This window comes from Erythrobacter sp. BLCC-B19, assembly GCF_028621955.1.
Taxonomy (GTDB): Bacteria; Pseudomonadota; Alphaproteobacteria; order Sphingomonadales; family Sphingomonadaceae; genus Erythrobacter.
Window position 1 is genome coordinate 3,417,821 of sequence record NZ_CP117516.1, and the last position, 19,508, is coordinate 3,437,328.

Below are 19,508 nucleotides of genomic sequence, written 5' to 3' on the forward strand. Positions count from 1 at the left end.
CCGTGCCGCCTTACTGCGTCAGGATTTCCTGTTCCTTCTTGGCTGCCGCCTCATCCGTCTCCTTGACGTATTGGTCGGTCAGCTTCTGCACCTGATCTTCCGAGCGCTTGCGATCGTCCTCGGAGATTTCCTTCTTCTTTTCGTCGGCCTTGAGACTTTCCATCGCATCGCGGCGCACGTTGCGGATCGCGATCTTGGCCTTCTCGGCATACTGTCCCGCAAGCTTGGCGAGCTCCTTGCGGCGCTCCTGCGTCAGATCGGGGATCGGCAGGCGCAGGGTCTGGCCGTCGATGATCGGGTTAAGGCCGAGATTGGCATAGGCAATCGCCTTTTCGACCGCGTGGAGGTTCGACTTGTCCCACACCTGCACGGAGAGCATCCGCGGCTCGGGCGCGGAGACGGTCGCGACCTGCTGGAGCGGCATCATCGAGCCATAGACCTCGACCTGCACCGGATCGAGCAGCGTGGTGTTGGCGCGGCCGGTGCGCAGGCCCTGAAGATCGCTCTTGAGCGATTCCACTGCGCCCTTCATCCGGCGCTCGACATCGGCCTTGTCAAATTGCGGCATGGCTGGGGTTTCCTTCGTTCTTAGCTGTCTTGGACAATGGTCTGGACACCCTCGCCCGCCAGAACGCGGGCAAGGTTGCCCTTCTCGCGGATCGAGAAGACCACGATCGGAATCTTGTTGTCACGGCAGAGCGCCACGGCAGAGGCGTCCATCACCTTGAGGTTATCGGCAAGCACCTTGTCGTATGTGACGGTATCGAAACGCACGGCATCCGGGTTGTGTTTGGGATCGCTGTCATAGACCCCGTCGACGCTGGTGCCCTTCAAGAGCGCATCGCAGCGCATTTCCGCCGCGCGCAGCGCTGCGCCGCTGTCAGTGGTGAAATAGGGCGCGCCCACGCCTGCGGCGAAGATCACCACGCGGCCCTTTTCGAGATGGCGTTCGGCGCGGCGGCGGATCACCGGCTCGCACACCTTGTCCATCTCGATCGCGGACTGCACGCGGGTCTGGACGCCGAGCTGTTCGAGCGCGTTCTGCATCGCCAGCGCGTTCATCACGGTCGCCAGCATCCCCATGTAATCGGCCTGCGCCCGGTCCATCCCCTTGGCCGCACCCGCCATCCCGCGGAAGATGTTGCCCCCGCCGATCACGAGGCAGATTTCGAGCCCGGTTTCCTTGGCCGCCTTCACTTCCTTGGCGAGCTCGGCGACGAATTCGGGATCGATCCCGAACTGCTGGTTGCCCATCAAGACCTCGCCCGAAAGTTTCAGGAGGACGCGCTTGATCGTGGGCAGGGACATAGGGCTATCGGCTTTCTGGCGGGAATGGGGTAGCGCTGGGCCTTTATCGGGGTGTCACCCTGCTGCCAAGAGGATAGCGGTGCAAAGCGCCAAGACAATGATCCGCAAGGCTGCGCTTGTCGTGCTTGTGCTGGCCTGCGCTCTGATCGCCAAGGCGTGGCATGATACCATGCGCGCTCCGGTGGTGGAGCAATTGACGATTGAGGCGCGCAGCATGGCGGCGGGATCGACTCCGGTAAGGATCGCGATGCTTGCCGATATCCATGTCGCCGGGCCCGATATGCCGCCCGAACGGCTGGCGCGGATCGTGGCGCAGGTGAACGCCTTGAAGCCCGATCTGGTGGTCATCGCAGGCGATCTCATCAGCGAGAAACGCACCGCGACCCATATCTACACCCCCGCCGAGGTGATCGCGCCGCTTGGGCGCTTGTCAGCACCGCTGGGCGTGGTGGTGGTGCCGGGCAATCACGATCACTGGGCCGGGTGGGAGGCGCTGGCGGGCGAGCTGGCGCGCTATCGCCAGATCACCGTGCTGCGCAATCAGGCCGCGCGGGCCGGGCCGCTGGCGATCGGCGGGGTCGACGACGATTTTACCGGCCGCGCCGATGTGCCCGCGACTGTCGCCGCCATGGCAGAGATGCAGGGCGCGCGGATCATGCTGACCCACTCGCCGGATATCTTCCCGCAGGTGCCGGTCGATGTTGATCTGGTGCTCGCCGGGCACACCCATTGCGGCCAGATCGCCTGGCCGTGGGGCGGAGCGCCTGCGACCATGTCAGCCTATGGCGACCTCTATGCCTGCGGGGTGACGCGCCAGCATGGCAAGGTGTTGGTCACCAGCGCGGGGATCGGCACCAGCCTGCTGCCCTTACGGCTGTTCACCCATCCCGAGGTGTGGCTGATAGAAATACGGCCTGCGAAGCGCTGAGGCCGGGGCCAGGTCAATCCACGCTGTCCGGGACTGCCAACGTGTGAAGCAGTCCCCTGGTGAAACCGCGCGGCGCGACCGAGAGGTGATCCTCGTCAGCCAGCACATCCGACTGGAGCCTCAGCCCGGCAAAGCCGTGGTCCTGCAGCAAGGCGGCAAATGCAGCATTGTCGGCCACCATGTCGACCTCCTGCTGGTAGCGATTGTCACCGATGCGCTGCGCCTCGAACTCGCCGACGTACATGTAGACATCGGCGTCGATAGCTTGAAGCTTCCCGAGAAGTGCGGGAGCCTCCCGCAGCAGATACTTCCTGTCGAACCAGAAAGACGGACTCCCCAGCACATAGCCGCTGAACATATCGGGTTGCGTCATGAGGATCTGCGCGCCCAGCAGGCCGCCATAGGAATGGCCGACATAGACCCGGCGCTCCGGCATGGCCCGGAATCGGGCCTCGACGAAGGGCAGCACCGCCTCGCGCAGATAATCACGATAGCGCAGAGACTGTCCGTGAACCGCGCCCGCCGGGGCACCGGATGCGCCCTTACCGGTCGGCGTGTAATCCCGCCGCCGGCTGGCCATCGGGTCCTCGCCCTTGCCATAGGACAGGCCGACGAGGATGAATTCCGCGATGCGCGGCCCCTCCCCGTTCATCCGCCGCCCGATCGCACGCAGCATCGGAAAACCGTAATCGGCGTCGGTCACATAGACGACCGGATAGCGACGCTCGGGCTCGGCGGCATAGCTGGGCGGCAGGCTGACGAACACCTGATAGGCAATCCCGCTCGCCGGATCGGGAACGTCGAACACCTGCGTGCCGAGCAGCTCGTAAGCCTGCCCTTCCCCCCGCTGCACCGGGGCCGCTGCGGGCGCGGCATCGCTGGCGGGCGCTGCCGAACAGGCCGAAAGCATGGCCGCAGGGACCAGCATATGTCTGAGAAATTGCATGAACGGCCCCGATTATCGTTGCGGGGCGATTGCCTTGGCGCAACGCCCAAAAGCAACGGGCCGGGTGGTCGATACCACCCAGCCCGTGCCGTTTTTCCGATAATCGGGGGGAAGGATCAGCCCTTGAGGGTCGCGGCGACTTCCGCGGCGAAGTCGACTTCTTCCTTCTCGATGCCTTCGCCGAGCTGGAAGCGCACGTAGTCGACCAGCTTGATCGACTTGCCCGCGTCCTTGGCGGCCTTGGCGATGTATTCTTCGACCGTCGCCTTGCCGTCCTTGACGAAGATCTGGCTGAGCAGCGCGTTTTCCTTGGCGAACTTCTTCACCGCGCCTTCGACCATCTTGGCCTGCACGTCGGCGGGCTTGCCGCTTTCGGCAGCCTTTTCGGCGGCGATCTTGCGCTCGCGCTCGATCACGTCGGCGTCGAGGCCGTCAGCGTCCAGCGCCTGCGGGAACATCGCCGCGGCGTGCTGGGCGATGTCCTTGCCGAGCGCGTTCAGCGTGTCGGCATCGGCGTCCGATTCCAGCGCGACCAGCACGCCGATCTTGCCGATGCCATCGGCGGCCGCGTTGTGGATGTAGGGCACGACCGCGCCCTGCGTCACGGCGACCTGCTTGATGCGGCGGATCTGCTGGTTTTCGCCGATGGTGGCGACATTCTCGGTCAGCTTGTCACCCACAGTGCCGCCGCCCGGATAGGCCGCTGCCTTCAATGCTTCGACGTCGCTGGTGCCGGTCTCGAGCGCGACCGCAGTGGCGTTGCGCACGAAGGTCTGGAACTGGTCGTTCTTGGCGACGAAGTCGGTTTCCGAGTTGATCTCGACGGCAACGCCCTTGGTGCCCTGAACGAGCACGCCGACGAGGCCTTCAGCCGCGGTACGGCTCGACTTCTTCTGGGCGGTGGCAAGGCCCTTGGCGCGCAGCGCGTCAACCGCTGCTTCGATGTCGCCGCCCGCTTCGGTCAGCGCCTTCTTGGCGTCCATCATGCCAGCGCCGGTGCGCTCGCGCAGCTTCTTCACGTCGGCGACGGAAATATCGGCCATGGAGAAATTCCTTCTTGTCTGTGTGTATGGGCGCCCGGCCCTGCCATCCGGTGACGGAGGGCAATGCCGGGCGCGCTAGAGGGGGATTGTGACGGAGGCGCGACGACAGGATCGCCGCACCTGCGCGCCGAAAATCAGGCTTCGGTTTCTTCCGCGGCCGGCTCGTCAGCGATGACGGCTTCGGCCGGGGGTTCGGCCATCGCGCCGAAATCGCTCGACACGTCAGCCTGGAACTTGCCCTTGCCCGCGAGCGCCGCTTCACCGATCGCCTGGCAGTAGAGGCGCACCGCGCGGCTCGCATCGTCGTTGCCCGGAACCGGGAAGGCGATGCCGTTGGGGTCGACGTTGGTGTCGAGGATGCCGATCACCGGAATGCCCAGCACGTTGGCTTCCTTGATCGCCAGATCTTCCTTGTTGGCGTCGATCACGAACATCACGTCCGGAATGCCGCCCATGTCGCGGATGCCGCCGAGCGACATTTCCAGTTTCTCACGCTCACGGGTGAGCTGGAGCACTTCCTTCTTGGTGAAGCCCGAGGTGTCGCCCGAAAGCATTTCTTCGAGCGACTTCAGACGACGGATCGAGCCCGAGATGGTCTTCCAGTTGGTGAGCATCCCGCCCAGCCAGCGGTGGTTGACGAAGTGCTGGCCGCTCATGCGCGCGGCTTCCGCGATCGGCTCCTGCGCCTGACGCTTGGTGCCGACGAACAGCACCTTGCCGCCCGAACGCACGGTCTGCTCGACGAAATCGAGCGCGCGCGCGAACAGCGGCACGGTCTGCGACAGGTCGATGATGTGGACACCGTTGCGCGCGCCGAAGATGTACGGCTTCATGCGCGGGTTCCAGCGGTGGGTCTGGTGGCCGAAGTGAGCGCCGGCCTCGATCAATTGCTGCATGGTGACGACAGGTGCCGCCATAGGTATTTCCTTTCCGGTTGTTCCTCTGGAAGGCTGGAACCGCGTGTGCGGAGTGTCCCGCAAACGGCACCGGTATGTGCGCCTTCCATGTGAAATAGCCTCTCCAACGACCGAATGTCCTTGCAGAAGCGAGCGCGCCCTTACCCGCAGGCGCGCCGGAAATCCAGCCCTTTATCGACCCACCGCTGCGCACCTTTGGTCACAGCGGAACAGGAGACGAACAAAGTCGCTTGACACAGGAGAACACCTAGGGAACAACGCGAGGGAACAAAGAACGAACGATCAGCTTTCACGAATCAGGGGACTTCGCCATGCTTGCTCTCGCCGTTTCCGCTTTGATGGTCTTTGCCGCCGTGGTTGCCTTGCTGACCATCACCGACACCTTGATGCAGGCGCGGGTGGCGTATGGGCGGCTGCTGGCAGAGCGCGCGGCGCTTGAGGCTGAGCTTGTGGTCCACCTTGCGGCTGCGGCGGAGATGCGGCTGCGCCCGGCGCGGCAGATGCGCGCTGCTATGCCGCCCCGGCGTCCGGCGCAGCGTCCGCTGCTGATGCAGCCTCGAGCCTGCGCCGCCGCTTGATCGCGCCGTATTTCAGCAAGCCGTAAGGCATCAGCGCGAGATAGGTGGTGCTGATCGCTGCGAGCGTCCACCACGGTTCCAGCAGCAGCGCGGCAAAGGCGAGGCCAGTAAAGGCAATCAGCGGCAGCCGGATCGACCGGCGCGGGCGCAGTGAGGCCCAGCTGAGCGTTGCCATGTTGGAAATCATCAGGATCGCGATCACCGTCAGCCAGCCGGTCATCAGCACCGGATCGCGGAACAGGCCGATCCCGGTCTCGTGCCACAGGTAGAACGGCGTGAAAGCAAGCCCTGCCCCCACCGGCGCGGGGACACCCGTGAGGAAGCCGGCAGACTTGTGCGGCTGATCGTCCATGTCGATCCGCGCGTTGAACCGCGCCAGCCGCAGCGCGCAGCAGATCGCAAAGGCAAGCGCGGCAAACCAGCCGAAGCGCGGCCAATCCTGCAAGCTCCACAGGAACAGGATCAGCGCCGGGGCCACCCCGAAGCTGAGCGAATCGGCCAGACTGTCGAGCTCGGCACCGAACCGCGACTGGGCGTTCAAGAGCCGCGCGATGCGACCGTCGATCCCATCGAGCACGCCGGCCAGCACGACAAGGCCGATGGCATAGGTCCACTGCCCGTCGATCGCGAAACGGATGCCGGTAAGGCCCGAACACAGCGCCGCAGCGGTAATCACATTGGGCAGCATCGCCCGCAGCGTCAGTCCGCCCGCCCCCGGATCACGCTCCGACAGAACGACATCCTCGTCTTCGTCCTCGGCCGCCTTGGGGCCGAGACGGGCGCGCAGGAAACGCGCGCCGGGCAGCTTGCGGACGGCGCGGATCTTGCGCGGCGTGCGCGCTGCCGGACGGGTCATTGGGCGATCCCCTCGATCAAACCGCGCTGGCCGAGCTCGGCAATCACCGTTTCGCCCGCAATCACGCTCTGACCGATCATCACCTTGGCATCGGTTCCCGCCGGCAGATAGACATCGACCCGGCTGCCGAACCGGATCAGCCCCACCCGCTGCCCCTTGGCGACGATATCGCCCGGCTTGACGAAAGGCACGATCCGCCGCGCCAGCAAACCGGCAATCTGGGTGAAGCCGAGCTTCAACCCGTCACCGCGTTCGATCAGGATGTGCTGGCGTTCATTGTCCTCGCTCGCCTTGTCGAGCTCCGCATTGATGAAGCGGCCCGGAATGTACACCACGCGCCGCACCGTCCCGCCGATCGGGGTGCGGTTGATGTGAACATCGAACAGGCTGAGCACGATCGACACCCGCGTGACCGGCCCCGCCGACAGCCCGGCAATGCCCGATCCGTCCTCGATCTGAAGTTCAAGCGGCGGTTCGGTCTCGATGATCTGCGTCACCAGCCCGTCAGCCGGTGCGACGATCGCGGTTTCAGTCTGGGGAACGACACGTTCAGGGTCGCGGAAGAAGGCGAACACCCCGGCCGAGGCGAGCAGCACCGGCCAGCCGATCAGGCTCCACCCCACAGGCCACAGCAGGAACAGCCCCACCGCGACCGCGATCAGACCGAACTTGCGACCTTCCGGATGGATCGCGGGCCAATCCCAGCCCGCCTCCCCCCGGCCTTTGTTATCGAGGATTTCGCCTGCCATTGGCCCGCTTCTAGGCAGAGCCGCGCAAACCCGCAACCATCAGGCGACCTTGCGCACGAACACGGTGCCCGCCGAATAGCCCGCGCCGAAGGAACAGATCAGCCCGGCATCGCCCGCCGCCAGATCATCCGAATGCTGGTGGAAGGCGATGATCGACCCTGCGCTCGAGGTGTTGCCATAGGTGTCGAGCACGGTCGGGCTCTCGTCCTCGCTTGCCTCGTGGCCGAGAACCTTCTGCGCAATCAACCGGTTCATCCCGGCATTGGCCTGGTGCAACCACAGCCGGCGCAGGCCCGCCGGATCAAGCCCCAACCGCGCGGCTTCATCGACGATCATCTGCGCGACCATCGGCACCACTTCCTTGAACACCTTGCGCCCCTCCTGCACGAACAGCTTGTCGGCGCTGCCGGTGCTTTCGGGATGGGCGCGGTTGAGGAAGCCGAAATTGTTGCGGATGTTGTTCGAGAACACCGTCTTCAGCTTCGTGCCGAGGATTTCCCAGTGCTGCGCCGGCGCAATCGCTGCGTCCTCCACCAGCACGGCGGTGGCCACATCGCCGAAGATGAAGTGGCTGTCGCGGTCGCGCCAGTTGAGGTGCCCCGAGGTGATTTCCGGGCTGACCACCAGCACCGAGCGTGCATTGCCTGCGCGCACATAATCCGCCGCGGTCTGGATCCCGAAGGTTGCCGAGGAGCAGGCGACATTCATGTCGAAGCCGAAGCCCTCGATGCCCAATGCCTCCTGAATTTCGATCGCCATCGCCGGGTAGGCGCGCTGCATATTCGAGGCGGCGCACAACACCGCATCGACATCCTCGGGGCGGCGGCCCGCGCGCTCGAGCGCCTGACGCGCCGCAATCACGCCGATTTCGGCCATCACCGAGATCTCGTCATTCGCGCGCTCAGGCAGGCGCGGGCACATGATGTCGGGATCGAGGATCGCCGCCTTGCTCATCACGTGGCGCGCCTTGATGCCGCTCGCCTTCTCGATGAATTCGACCGAGGAATAGGCCAGCGGCTCCGCATCGGGATGGGCCGCATTGTGGCGATCGACGTAGGCGTTGAAGCTCGCGACCAGCTCGGCATTGGTGATGCTTTCGGGCGGCGTGAACAGCCCGGTGGCGGAAATGACGGGGCGGCCGGTAAGTGCGACTTGCGTTTCCTGCATGGAACTCTCGTGTCTGGGAAGGGCGCGGCCTTAATCCTGCTGCGGCGGCCTCGCAAGCCTTGCCGGCACAATGTCAGTGGGCGGTCACGCGCCGGGGCTGTCTGCCGCAGCCGGATCGAGCACCTCGCGCAGCAGCGGATTGGGGAAGGTGCGCGGCGTGGTGACGGCGAAGAATTCCTCGCTGATGCCGGGAAGCTGCGCGAGTTCGTAGAGCGTGCCATTGGCCAACTCGTCGCGCACCACGATCGGCGGGATGACCGCCACGCCCGCGTCAGAGCGCGCCAGCAGGCGCAGCATCGCCATGTCGTCGGCCTCGGCGGCGATGCGCGGGACGATCCCCATCTGCTCGATCAGCGCATCGAAACCGGCGCGAAGGGCGGTTTCAGGAGTCGGCAGGATCAGCGGCGCGATGGACAGGAGGCGCGGCAGGCCTTGCGCGGCAAGCGCCAGGCGCGAACGCGATCCGACCAGGCTCACCGGTTGTTCGGCAATCCGGCGCACAAGATAGGGGCTGGCGGCATCGCGCGCGGGCATCTGGTTGGTGAGCAGCACGTCGATCCGCAAGGCGTCGAGCGCGCGCAGCAGCGAGCCTTGGGCGCCCGAGCGCAGCACCACCTCGACATCGTCGCGCCCCAGCACGGGTTCGAGAAAGCGCATCTGGAAGTTGCGCGACAGGGTCGCCAGCGCGCCGATGCGCAGCACCTTGCGCTGCCCGCCGACCGCGCGGAAGGTGGCGGCGAGCTGTTCGGAGGCGCGGAAGATCTGGTCGGCGTAATCGAGCGCGATCCGCCCCGCTTCGGTCAGCACCAGATTGCGCCCCCGACGTTCGAACAGGTCGTGCCCGAGGTCGGCTTCGAGCGCCTTGATCTGGGTCGAGACGGCGCTTTGCGAGATGTTAAGCGCCCGCGCGGCGGCGGTCAGCGTGCCTTCGCGCGCGGTGGCACGGAACAGGCGCAAATGGTGGAGATTGAGAGTCGCCATGGTCGAGCTTCAGCCTAAACGTTCCATTGAGACGAACGATTGGCGGCAAAATATGTATTTTCTTTAATTTCGTCCAGTCCCTATCCGGCTGAGCACTCGCAGACCCCTGCTCCACCGGAGTGCCGCCATGCCGATCGCCCTCTCCCTTTTTGCCCCACTGGCCTTGCTGCCGGTGATCCTGCTCGCCCTCGCCCGCCCCGGCAAGCGCCCCGGCGCCCTGCCGCGCTGGTCGGAAGGGGCCGCCTTTACCGCCTTTGCCTTGGCACTGGCGGGCCTTGTCCAGACGGCGCGTGTCTCCTCCCCAGACCTGACACTGCTGGACGGCATTGCGGCGCTCGGCCTGCGCAGCGATCTGGTAGCGGCGAGCATGGCGACCCTTGTCGGCTTCATCGGCTGGATCGTGATGCGCTACAGCCGCACCTACCTCGATGGCGAGGCGCGCGAGGGGGCGTTCCACGGGCTGATGCTGACGACGCTCGCCGCGGTGCTGGTGTTCGTGCAGGCGGCCACCCTGCCGACGATGATCCTCGCCGCCATCGCGGTGGGCCTCACCTTGCGCAAGCTGCTGCTGTTCTACCCCGATCGCGCCGAGGCGCAGCGCGCCGCGACCAAGTTTGCCGGGGTGTGGCACACCGGCGATCTGATGCTGGTGATTGCCGCCGGGCTGCTCGCCGCACGCTTCGGCACGCTTGACCTTGCCGCCCTCCCCGCCGCCGTGACCCTTCAGGGCCTGGGTCTGACGGGCACGCTCGCGGTGGCCGCCATCGTCATCGCCGCCGCGCTCAAGACCGCAGCCTTCCCGCTCCACGGCTGGCTGACTGAAGTGATGGAAGCCCCGACCCCGGTCTCCGCGCTGCTCCATGCCGGGATCATCAATTCGGGCGGCGTCCTGCTGATCACCGCCGCGCCGCTGGTGCAGGCGAGCACCGGGGCGATGGCCGCGCTGGTGATGATCGGCGGCCTCACCGCGCTGTTCGGGGCGGCCGTGATGCTCACCCAGAGCGCGATCAAGACCGCGCTCGCCTGGTCGACGGTGTCGCAGATGGGCTTCATGCTGCTGCAATGCGGTCTTGGCCTGTGGACGCTGGCGCTGCTGCACATCATCGCCCACTCGCTCTACAAGGCGCACGCTTTCCTCTCCTCGGGGAACGCCGTTGCCGAGGTCGCCTCGATCCGCCGCCCCGGCCCGGTCGCGGTGCCGAGCGTGGCGGCTGTCCTCAAGAGCTTCGCCCTTGCCCTCGCCATCTTCGCGGCCATCGCGGCCAGCTTCACCGCCGCCTTCGGAGCCAAGTCGCCGCAGGCGCTGGCGCTGGGCGCGATCCTGATCTTCGGGGTGGCCTACCTTGTTGCGCAGGGTCTGGCCGACCGCGCTCCGGCGCAGCTTACCAAGCGCACCGCCGCCGCCGCGCTCGCCGCCGCGATCGGGTACTTCAGCTTCCAGACCATCGCCCAGGCGATCTGGGGCGCCGCACTGCCGCAAGCCCCGGCCCCGACCGACCTTGAATGGGCGCTGCTCGTGGTCGCAGTGGCGAGCTTCGGTCTGGTCGCCTTTGCACAGGCCTTGTTCCCGCTCTGGGCGCACCACCCGGCGATGGCGGGCCTGCGCGTCCACCTCGCCAATGGCCTCTACCTCAACGCCCTGCTTGACCGCGCGATCGGCGGCTTCCGCACCGCGATCACCCGCTGACGAACGCAATCCACGGAGACAACGCCATGCTGATGAACCATACTGACATCGCCCCGGCCCATTTCTCGGCAGTGCTCGAGGCCGCCGAAGCGGCCGGTCGCGCCGTCCCGCCTGCCTTCCCGCTTGATGCGACCGTGGCGGTCAACCCCTTCCTCGGGCAGACGCAGGAAGACCTCGCCGCCGCCGCCGCTCGCCTGGCGCGGGTCGCCGGAGTGCGCGTCACCCGCAGCGGGGCCGACTACGCCCGCGCCATCGCCGAGGGCCAGATCAGCACCGAGGATTTGGCAGAGGCTCTCGCCGCCGCCGCCTCGCCGCTCAAGCCCCGCAGCGTCGAAGCTTTGCGCGGGGTCGCGGAAGAACTCGGCCACGGCCCCGCGCCCCGCGCGCTGCCGACCGTTGCCGATCTCGCCGCCGAGGCCACCGGCATCGATTGGCCTGCCCTCATCGACAAGTGCGTCGGCCTGTGGGCCGCAGGCCATTTCGACCGGGGTCAGGCGCTGTGGAGCCCTGCCCCCGGCGCCGAGGCCTTCGCTGCCTGGCGCGCCTGGGCGCTGCACGACCTCACGCCGGAGATTGCCGGTCTCAAGGGCTTTTGCGCCCATGTGGCTTGCGCCCCTGACACCACCGAACGCGCGATCCTCTCGGCCGCCGAGACGCTTGGCCTCACTGAAACCAGCGCGCCGACCGCGCTCCACCGCCTCGCCATGAGCCTTGGTGGCTGGGCGCAGCACGCCCGCTGGCTGCTGTGGCAGGCGGAACTGGTGGGCGATACCGACCGCACGCTGATGGATCTCCTCGCGATCCGCATGATCTGGGACGAGGCGCTGCTGGTGCAGACCCCGCAGATTGCCACGCGCTGGGCCGAGACTGTGGCCGCCCATGCCGCCCCGCTTGTGCCGACGGCAGACCAAGTCGCGCTCGCGATCCTTCAGGACGCGGCCGACCGCGGCCACCAGCGCCGCCTCGCCGCCGCGCTGGACGGCGCCGCGCCGGCAAGCGAAGCCCGCCCCTTCCTGCAGGCCGCCTTCTGCATCGACGTCCGGTCGGAAGTCTTCCGCCGCGCGCTTGAAGGCATCGACCCAGGCATCGCCACCATCGGCTTCGCCGGCTTCTTCGGCCTGCCGCTCGCGCACCACGCGCATGGCTCGGACATCCTCGAAGCGCGCCTGCCGGTGCTGCTCAATCCGGCCATCACCACCACCAGCGCGGGCGATCCGGCCAAGGATCAGGCCGACCGCATCAAGGCCCGCACAGCGCGCGCCTGGGGCCGCTTCCGGCAGGCGGCGGTCTCCTCCTTCGCCTTTGTCGAGGCGATGGGGCCGGTCTATGCGGTAAAGCTGGTGAAGTCCGCGCTGGGCTTCACCCCCAAACCCAAGGCCGAACCCGCCCCTGAAGTTATCGGCGGGATGAGCGCCGAGGCCAAGGCCGACACCGGCGCGGCCGTGCTCAAGGCGATGAGCCTGACCAAGGGCCATGGCGAGGTCGTGCTGCTGCTCGGCCACGGTGGCAACGTCACCAACAACCCGCACGAAAGCGCCTATCACTGCGGTGCCTGCGGGGGCTACACTGGCGAGGTTTCCGCACGGCTGCTGGCGATCCTGCTCAACGACCCCGAAACGCGCGCAGGCCTCGCCGAACGGGGCGTCGAGGTGCCCGCCGACACGCTGTTTGTCGCAGGGCTCCACGACACCACGACCGACGCGATCACGATCTATGAGGACGGCCTGCCCGCCGCCCGCGCCGCTGATCTGGCCAAGGTGCGCGGGATGCTGGCGCAGGCCGCCAAGGTCGCCCGTGCCGAGCGCGCGCTGCGCATCCCCGGCGCGAGCGGCGACAGCATCCCGGCCCGCGCCCAGAACTGGGCCGAGATTCGCCCCGAATGGGGTCTTGCCGGATGCGCCGCCTTCATCGCCGCCCCGCGCGAGGCGACCGCTGGCCGCGATCTTGGCGGGCGCGCCTTCCTCCATTCCTACGATTGGCGCGCGGATGCAGGCTTCGGCACGCTCGAACTCATCATCACCGCGCCGGTGGTGGTGGCGAGCTGGATCTCGCTCCAGTATTACGGCTCCAGCGTTGCGCCCGAAATGTTCGGCGGCGGCAACAAGCTGATCCACAATGTCGTCGGCGGGATCGGGGTGGTCGAGGGCAATGGCGGAGCCTTGCGCGCAGGCCTGCCGTGGCAGGCGGTGCATGATGGCGATGCGCTCCAGCACGAACCGCTGCGCCTCAGCGTGATGATCGAAGCCCCGCGCGAGGAAATGCTCCGCATCCTCGACAAGCACCCCAGCGTGCGCGCGCTGTTCGACAATGGCTGGCTGCATCTCTTCGCGCTCGAAGGCGGGAAGGTTGCGGGCCGCTATGTCCCCGGCCTTGGCTTTGCCGATGCTGCGCCGGCGCGTCAGGAGAGCCTTGCTGCGTGATCGGGTGAGCCCGACGGGTCGCAACCCAGCCGCCGCCCGCACCCAAACATGGGGCGGGCGGCTTAGGTCAGAACAGCCTTGCGCCCAGCGGCACGGCGGCATCGGGAGAGAACAACACCACCCGGCCCTCGGCATCGGGAAAGCCGAGCGTCAACACCTCTGACATGAACTTGCCGATCTGGCGCGGCGGAAAGTTGACCACCGCGGCAACCAGACGCCCTTCCAGCGTCTCGGGCGTGTAGAGCGCCGCCACCTGCGCCGAGGATCGCCTTACGCCCACCCCCTTGCCGAAATCGATCGTCAGCTTGAAGGCGGGCTTGCGCGCCTCGGGGAAGGGATCGACCCGAATGATCCGCCCGACGCGGATGTCGACCTTGAGAAAGTCGTCGAAGCCAATCGTCTCGGCCGGCGGATCGGCAGGGTCATGGGCGAGGTGCATGGGCCAAGCCTAGCGGCGATAGGTTGCGTTTGACAATCCATTCCGCGCTGCGCAGGTTGCCGCCAGAGAGAGGCTCTCGAAGGGGATCAATCGATGCAAGCGCAAATTCTCGCGCCTGCCGCCGTGCTGGTGGTGTGGTCGCTCGTCATGCTGTTGTGGATCATTCCGGCGCGTTTCGGCGCGGTGGCGAAGATCGCGGACAAATCCGTGCTGCCCAGCAAGCCCGGGGTGCGCGGCAATGATCTGGAGGGCGTGCTGCCCGACAAAGCCAATTGGCCCGCGCACAATTATGCCCACCTGATGGAACAGCCGACGGTGTTCTATGCCGCGGTGATGATCCTGGCGATCATGGGCCCGGGTGCGGGCGATGCGCTGGCGGCGTGGATCTATGTGGGCCTGCGGATCGTGCATTCGATCTGGCAGGCGACCGTGAACACGATTCCCGTGCGTTTCTCGCTGTTTATTCTGTCCACCTTCGCGCTGATCTATCTTGGCGTGCGGGCGGTGATGGCAACCCTGTTGGCTGACCCCTCGGCCCTCCCCGCATAAGGAACGCAAAATGATCGGAATGGAAATTCTTCAGCCCGTGGTGGCGCTGCTGGCGTGGACCATGGTGATGTGGGTTTGGATGTATGCGACCCGCATTCCGGCGATGCTCAAGGCGGGGATCGACGCCAAGGGGCTGGTCGGCACGACGGGCGCTTCGCTGCGCGCGCAGCTGCCCGATAATGTCAGCTGGAAAGCGGACAATTACAATCATTTGCATGAAGCTCCTACGATCTTCTATGCAGTCGCCATCGTGCTGGCGATCATTGGCGCGGGCGATGGTTTGAACACCACCCTCGCATGGGCCTATGTCGGATTGCGCGTGCTGCACTCCATCGTGCAGGCGACCGTCAACAAGGTGGCGCTGCGCTTTGCGCTGTTCGCCCTGTCGAGCCTCGCGCTGATGGCGCTGATCGTCCACGCCGCCATCGCGGTTTTCTGAGGCCGCCCGAGGCGGCCAAGCCTTACTCCACCGCCTCGGCCTCTTGCACCGCATGGGCGCGCGCCGCGAGGTAGCGTTCGGCATCGAGCGCGGCCATGCAGCCCATGCCCGCCGCGGTCACCGCCTGGCGGTAGACATGGTCGGTCACGTCACCGGCGGCGAACACGCCCGGGATCGCGGTCTTGGGCGTGCCGGGCTCGGTCAGCAGATAGCCGCTCTCGTCCATCGGCAGCTTGCCCTTGAACAGCTCGGTCGCGGGCGCGTGGCCGATGGCGACGAAGGCCCCGTCGGTCTCCAGCGTGCTCGCCTCGCCCGTCACCGTATCGGTCAGCGCGAGGTGGTGCAGCATCCCGTTCTCGCCCGCCTCGAAGCTGTCGACCGCCTTGTTCCACAGCACGGTGATCTTGGGATTGGCGAACAGCCGCTCCTGCAGGATCTTCTCGGCGCGCAGGGAATCACGACGGTGGATCAGCGTGACGTTGTCGGAGTGGTTGGTGAGGTAGAGCGCCTCTTCCACCGCGGTATTGCCGCCGCCGATCACCGCCACGCGCTTGCCGCGATAGAAGAACCCGTCGCAGGTCGCGCAGGCCGAAACGCCTTTCCCGCCAAGGGCTTGCTCGCCCGGAACGCCCAGCCACTTGGCCTGTGCGCCGGTGCAGATCACGACGCAATCGGCGATGTATTCATCCCCGCTGTCACCCACCGCGCGGAAGGGCGCGCCGTTTTCGAGATCGACCGAGGTGATCGTGTCCCAGATCATGCGCGTGCCGACGTGTTCGGCCTGGGCGCGCATCTCCTCCATCAGCCACGGCCCCTGCACCACGTCGCGAAAGCCGGGATAATTCTCGACATCGGTGGTGATCGTCAGCTGTCCGCCCGGCTGAAGCCCTTGAACAACAATGGGTTCCAGCATCGCGCGCGCAGCGTAGATCGCGGCGGAATAGCCCGCCGGGCCGGAGCCGATGATGAGCATCTTGGTGGTATGGGTCGCCATGGGTGCCTCGATTGGGATTCTCGAGGCAGCGATATGGGCATTCAGCGGCGGAATGTCACGCCACCAGCTTGGCCCTGAGACGCTGTTTTCTTTGCTCGTCCACACCTAAGATTGTCGCCAGATAGGCATCGAGCGAACCGTGATCCTGTGTCACCTGTGCGATGTAAGTATCGATATATTCGGGCAAAACACCCATCAGATTATGCAACGCTTCCGGGTCGATCGCGCCGTAATGCGCTTCCATCCGGGGGAGCGACTGGCGTTCGAGGATCGCGCGGGTCGGAGCCTCATTGGTCAGCAGGAATTCTGCAACAATATCATCGTGATGCACGCCCAGCACATGGAGCAGAAGGCTCGCGGCCATGCCGGTGCGGTCTTTCCCGGCGAAGCAATGCACCAGGCTGCCGCCATCATTGGCATCCAGAGCGTTGAAATATTGCTGGAAAATCCAGATCATCGCGGGGTTCACGGGCATCCTGCGATAGACCGCAAGCATCCGCTCCCGCGCCCGCTCCGGGGTCATCTCCACCTGCCCGCCGCCGCCTTCATGCGGAGGGGAGTTCGAGGTTTCTCCATCATAGGCAATGACTTGTGCGGCAAATCTGGGATGGCGTCTGCACGGGAATCCGGTGCGCTCGCTTGTCCCGCGCAGGTCGATCACGGTGCGGATGTCGAGCGCGTCGACCAGCGCGAGGTCGGAATCGCTCGCTTCCATGTGCTGGCCCGAGCGGAACAGCAGGCCTTCGCGCACCCGCCCCCCGCCGACAACCGCATAGCCGCCATAATCGCGAAGATTATGAATGCCTTGCGTCACATAGAACGGGCCGATGCGGGGCGTTTCGCCGGGGTTTCGAATCATTGCCCCCGACCTTTGGCAGCGCACCATGACCCCGGCAAGACCACGCGAAGACCCGACAAGACCGGTGCAAAACCTGCTTTGGCGCGCGTCCCTTGGGAACAATACGAAGGGCCGCGCCAAGCCGGCCGGAACGCCCGCAGGGTTAACGGGGCATTTCCCACAGCAACCACCATAAAGGCCCGCCCCTGCCATGGCCCGTATCCTGATTGCCGATGATGACGAACTGATCGCCGAACTTGCCAGCGAAGTGCTGATCGATGCGGGCCATGCCTGCGGCTGGGTGACGAGCGCGGCGGCGGCGTGGCAATGCGTCAGGCGCAAGCGGCCCGATATCCTGCTGCTCGACCAGTCGATGCCGGGCGAATCCGGCCTGACCCTGCTGCGCCGGCTGCGGCTGTCGAGCGCGCACTATGATCTGCCGGTGATCATGTTCACGGCGATGAGCGGCGAGCAGGATCATATCCAGGCGATCTACGCCGGGGCACAGGACTTTCTCAGCAAGCCCTTCAACCCCGAAGATCTCGTCACAAGGGTCAACCGCCTGTTGCGGGCGCGCGGGAGCCGGCCGCGCCATGTCGATCTCAAGGCCGCCGTCGTGGGCGAGCCGCAGCGCCCCGCCATTATCCCCGAGGCAAGCTTGCGTAGCGTTCTCTAGGCCGCCGCCGCCGCGCGCGTCTGCTGCCCGGCCAGTAGCCCGCGCGCGATCACCTGCGCCTGAATTTCGGCTGCGCCTTCGAAGATGTTCAGGATCCGCGCATCGCACAGCACCCGGCTGATCGGGTATTCGAGCGCATAGCCATTGCCGCCGTGGATCTGCACCGCATTGTCGGCCGCAACCCACGCCGCCCGTGCGCCCAGCAGCTTGGCCATCCCGGCCTCGATATCGCAGCGCGCGCCCGAATCCTTGGCGCGCGCGGCGGCATAGGTCAGCTCGCGGGCCATGACGATTTCCACCGCCATCAGCGCGAGCTTGTCGGCCACCCGCGGAAAGGCGACCAGCGCCTCGCCGAACTGCTTGCGGCCCAGCGCATAGTCGAGCGCGAGATCGAAGGCGTTCCACGCCACGCCAATGGCGCGCGCGGCGGTCTGGATGCGGGCGCCTTCGAAGGTGCGCATCAGCTGCTTAAACCCCTGCCCCTCGCGCCCACCCAAGAGGCCGTCGGCGGCGACATGGAAGCCGTCCAGCCCCAGCGCATATTCCTTCATGCCCCGGTAGCCGAGCACTTCGATCTCGCTCCCGTCGATGCCCGCATCGGGGAAAGGCACTAAGTCCGTCCCGCGCGTCTTGGCCGCCAGCAGCATCGACAGCCCGCCATAGCCGGGCGTCGCCGGATCGGTGCGCACCAGCATCGTCATCAGATCGGCCCGCGCCGCGTGGGTGATCCAGGTCTTGGCCCCCGTCACGCGCCACGCGCCATCCGCCTGCCGCTCCCCGCGCGTGCGCACCGCGGCGAGATCGGAGCCGGTATCGGGCTCGGTGAACACGGCGGTCGGCAGGCAAGAGCCATCGGCGATGGCCGGGAGCCACCTCGCCTTCTGCTCGCTCGTCCCGTTCTCCCCGATCAGCTCGCCCGCAATCTCCGAGCGCGTGCCGAGCGACCCGGCGCAGATCCACCCGCGCGACAATTCCTCGGACACCACCGCCATCGCCAGTTTGCCAAGGCCAAGCCCGCCGTGCTCCTCGGCGATGCACACGCCAAACACGCCGAGGGCTGCCATCTCGGCGATCACCGCATCGGGGATCAGCGCATCGGCAAGGTGCCACTGGTGCGCATGGGGCGTGATCGCAGCAGCGGTGAAGGCGCGCATCGAACCGCGCATCAGATCGAGCGCCTCATCCCCCAGCGCCTCGGCAGGGCGTGCGCCTTCAGCCAGCAACGCGGCCAGCCGGGCGCGGGTCTCGCGCGTATTGCCCTCGGCCAGCAGCCGGGCGACGGCAGGGTGAGCGGCGAGCGCGCGCGCCTCGTCCTCGCAGCCGAAGACAGCCGGGCGCACGGTTTCGTTCGCGCTCATGGGCAGGCCGTGGATGATCTGCGCGCAATATTCGCCAAAGCCGATCCGCAGCACCAGCGCTTCGGTTTCGCCCAGCGTGCCCGCGCTTTCGGCCCGCACCGCCCAGTCGAGCGTGGCTTCGAGCGCGGCGATGCTGGAGGCGATCCAGGCATAGCCGTGGAGCCGGTGCTGCTCGCGGTTCAGCAGCGCGGGCGCGATCGTCCCGCCCGGTGCGACCACCGCCATCACCGCCCCGCGCACGCTTTCGGCATAATCACGCGCAGCGCCCAGCGCCGCGCGCGCACAATTCGTCCATTCGCTCATGCAGAAGGTGCTAGCAGAGCCCCCGCCCCCGCGCGAACCCTCAAAAATCCCGCGTCCCCGGGCGTTGTGGCCAAAGAGTGACAGTGGCCCGCCAAATCCCCGCCATACCCGCGCATCTACGCAGAATGACCACTTACCACCAATTGGCCCGCCCGTAATACCGGAGGCGCGCGCTTCGTGTGGGGGGTCAGGCGAAAGCGCAGCAACCGGGGGCGGCACGGCACGGGCGAGAATGCCCGGCCACCCGACCTCGCGCAGGAAGGACCGACAGGAACGGCATGGCCGGCAAGGGCACTCTCTCCCCTTTGCCGTGCAGGGCCGCAGCCTGCCGA

19 protein-coding genes are annotated in these 19,508 nt (G+C 66.6%); 6 read left to right on the forward strand and 13 right to left on the reverse strand.

Translation table 11 applies throughout. The features are described 5' to 3' along the window. Window positions 1-10 precede the first annotated feature (10 nt). Both frr and pyrH read right to left on the reverse strand, forming a co-directional pair. Window positions 11-568 (reverse strand): ribosome recycling factor, encoded by a 558-nt coding sequence (gene frr, locus PS060_RS16085; protein ID WP_017666180.1) that lies wholly within the window; start codon window positions 566-568, stop codon window positions 11-13. Between the two features lie 20 nt (window positions 569-588). Beyond that, entirely contained in the window at window positions 589-1,308 is a 720-nt protein-coding gene (gene pyrH / locus PS060_RS16090) for a UMP kinase (RefSeq protein ID WP_273984518.1), read from the reverse strand. A gap of 97 nt (window positions 1,309-1,405) precedes the next feature. Between pyrH and PS060_RS16095 the strand changes: the two genes are divergently transcribed. Then, window positions 1,406-2,236 carry a metallophosphoesterase gene (locus PS060_RS16095; RefSeq protein ID WP_273984519.1) on the forward strand — a complete coding sequence of 277 codons (831 nt, stop codon included), beginning with the start codon at window positions 1,406-1,408 and terminating at the stop codon, window positions 2,234-2,236. Between the two features lie 13 nt (window positions 2,237-2,249). Here the strand turns inward: PS060_RS16095 and PS060_RS16100 are convergent, their stop codons facing one another. The 7 genes from PS060_RS16100 to PS060_RS16130 form a co-directional block, all read right to left on the reverse strand. Further along, window positions 2,250-3,164 carry an alpha/beta hydrolase gene (locus PS060_RS16100; protein WP_273984520.1) on the reverse strand — a complete coding sequence of 305 codons (915 nt, stop codon included), beginning with the start codon at window positions 3,162-3,164 and terminating at the stop codon, window positions 2,250-2,252. 134 nt (window positions 3,165-3,298) lie between these two features. Further along, window positions 3,299-4,225: a translation elongation factor Ts gene (gene tsf / locus PS060_RS16105; protein WP_273984521.1), complete on the reverse strand. Its 927-nt coding sequence runs from the start codon at window positions 4,223-4,225 to the stop codon at window positions 3,299-3,301. 134 nt (window positions 4,226-4,359) lie between these two features. Beyond that, window positions 4,360-5,142, reverse strand: a complete 783-nt coding sequence (rpsB, locus tag PS060_RS16110) for a 30S ribosomal protein S2 (protein ID WP_273984522.1) — start codon at window positions 5,140-5,142, stop codon at window positions 4,360-4,362. A gap of 510 nt (window positions 5,143-5,652) precedes the next feature. Then, window positions 5,653-6,576 carry a CDP-diacylglycerol--serine O-phosphatidyltransferase gene (pssA, locus tag PS060_RS16115; protein ID WP_273984523.1) on the reverse strand — a complete coding sequence of 308 codons (924 nt, stop codon included), beginning with the start codon at window positions 6,574-6,576 and terminating at the stop codon, window positions 5,653-5,655. Further along, on the reverse strand, window positions 6,573-7,325 hold the full coding sequence (locus tag PS060_RS16120) for a phosphatidylserine decarboxylase (RefSeq protein ID WP_273984524.1): 753 nt from the start codon (window positions 7,323-7,325) through the stop codon (window positions 6,573-6,575). The genes pssA and PS060_RS16120 overlap by 4 nt, the downstream gene beginning before the upstream one ends. 39 nt (window positions 7,326-7,364) lie before the next feature. Beyond that, window positions 7,365-8,492 (reverse strand): beta-ketoacyl-ACP synthase III, encoded by a 1,128-nt coding sequence (locus PS060_RS16125; protein ID WP_273984525.1) that lies wholly within the window; start codon window positions 8,490-8,492, stop codon window positions 7,365-7,367. Window positions 8,493-8,576: 84 nt separating this feature from the next. Next, window positions 8,577-9,473, reverse strand: coding sequence for a LysR family transcriptional regulator (locus PS060_RS16130; RefSeq protein ID WP_273984526.1), 897 nt, complete (start codon window positions 9,471-9,473; stop codon window positions 8,577-8,579). Window positions 9,474-9,600: 127 nt separating this feature from the next. Between PS060_RS16130 and PS060_RS16135 the strand changes: the two genes are divergently transcribed. Both PS060_RS16135 and PS060_RS16140 read left to right on the forward strand, forming a co-directional pair. Beyond that, window positions 9,601-11,160 carry a proton-conducting transporter transmembrane domain-containing protein gene (locus PS060_RS16135; RefSeq protein WP_273984527.1) on the forward strand — a complete coding sequence of 520 codons (1,560 nt, stop codon included), beginning with the start codon at window positions 9,601-9,603 and terminating at the stop codon, window positions 11,158-11,160. 32 nt (window positions 11,161-11,192) lie between these two features. Further along, the gene (locus PS060_RS16140) at window positions 11,193-13,580 is read left to right on the forward strand and encodes a YbcC family protein (protein ID WP_273984528.1); all 2,388 of its coding nucleotides are present in this window, start codon (window positions 11,193-11,195) and stop codon (window positions 13,578-13,580) included. 67 nt (window positions 13,581-13,647) lie between these two features. On the opposite strand, the gene PS060_RS16145 is transcribed toward PS060_RS16140, so the two are convergent. Continuing rightward, on the reverse strand, window positions 13,648-14,019 hold the full coding sequence (locus PS060_RS16145) for a tRNA-binding protein (RefSeq protein ID WP_273984529.1): 372 nt from the start codon (window positions 14,017-14,019) through the stop codon (window positions 13,648-13,650). Window positions 14,020-14,112: 93 nt separating this feature from the next. Here PS060_RS16145 and PS060_RS16150 point away from each other — a divergent pair, with 93 nt between their 5' ends. Together PS060_RS16150 and PS060_RS16155 are read left to right on the forward strand one after the other, a co-directional pair. Continuing rightward, on the forward strand, window positions 14,113-14,568 hold the full coding sequence (locus PS060_RS16150; RefSeq protein WP_273984530.1) for an MAPEG family protein: 456 nt from the start codon (window positions 14,113-14,115) through the stop codon (window positions 14,566-14,568). A gap of 10 nt (window positions 14,569-14,578) precedes the next feature. After that, window positions 14,579-15,007 carry an MAPEG family protein gene (locus PS060_RS16155; RefSeq protein WP_273984531.1) on the forward strand — a complete coding sequence of 143 codons (429 nt, stop codon included), beginning with the start codon at window positions 14,579-14,581 and terminating at the stop codon, window positions 15,005-15,007. A gap of 22 nt (window positions 15,008-15,029) precedes the next feature. Here the strand turns inward: PS060_RS16155 and trxB are convergent, their stop codons facing one another. After that, entirely contained in the window at window positions 15,030-16,001 is a 972-nt protein-coding gene (gene trxB / locus PS060_RS16160; protein ID WP_273984532.1) for a thioredoxin-disulfide reductase, read from the reverse strand. 55 nt (window positions 16,002-16,056) lie between these two features. Next, entirely contained in the window at window positions 16,057-16,860 is an 804-nt protein-coding gene (locus PS060_RS16165) for a tyrosine-protein phosphatase (protein ID WP_273984533.1), read from the reverse strand. Window positions 16,861-17,050: 190 nt separating this feature from the next. Here PS060_RS16165 and PS060_RS16170 point away from each other — a divergent pair, with 190 nt between their 5' ends. Continuing rightward, window positions 17,051-17,515, forward strand: a complete 465-nt coding sequence (locus PS060_RS16170) for a response regulator transcription factor (protein WP_273984534.1) — start codon at window positions 17,051-17,053, stop codon at window positions 17,513-17,515. Here the strand turns inward: PS060_RS16170 and PS060_RS16175 are convergent. Next, window positions 17,512-19,176 (reverse strand): acyl-CoA dehydrogenase family protein, encoded by a 1,665-nt coding sequence (locus PS060_RS16175; protein WP_273984535.1) that lies wholly within the window; start codon window positions 19,174-19,176, stop codon window positions 17,512-17,514. The two genes, PS060_RS16170 and PS060_RS16175, sit on opposite strands and share 4 nt — an antisense overlap. Between the last annotated feature and the right edge of the window lie 332 nt (window positions 19,177-19,508).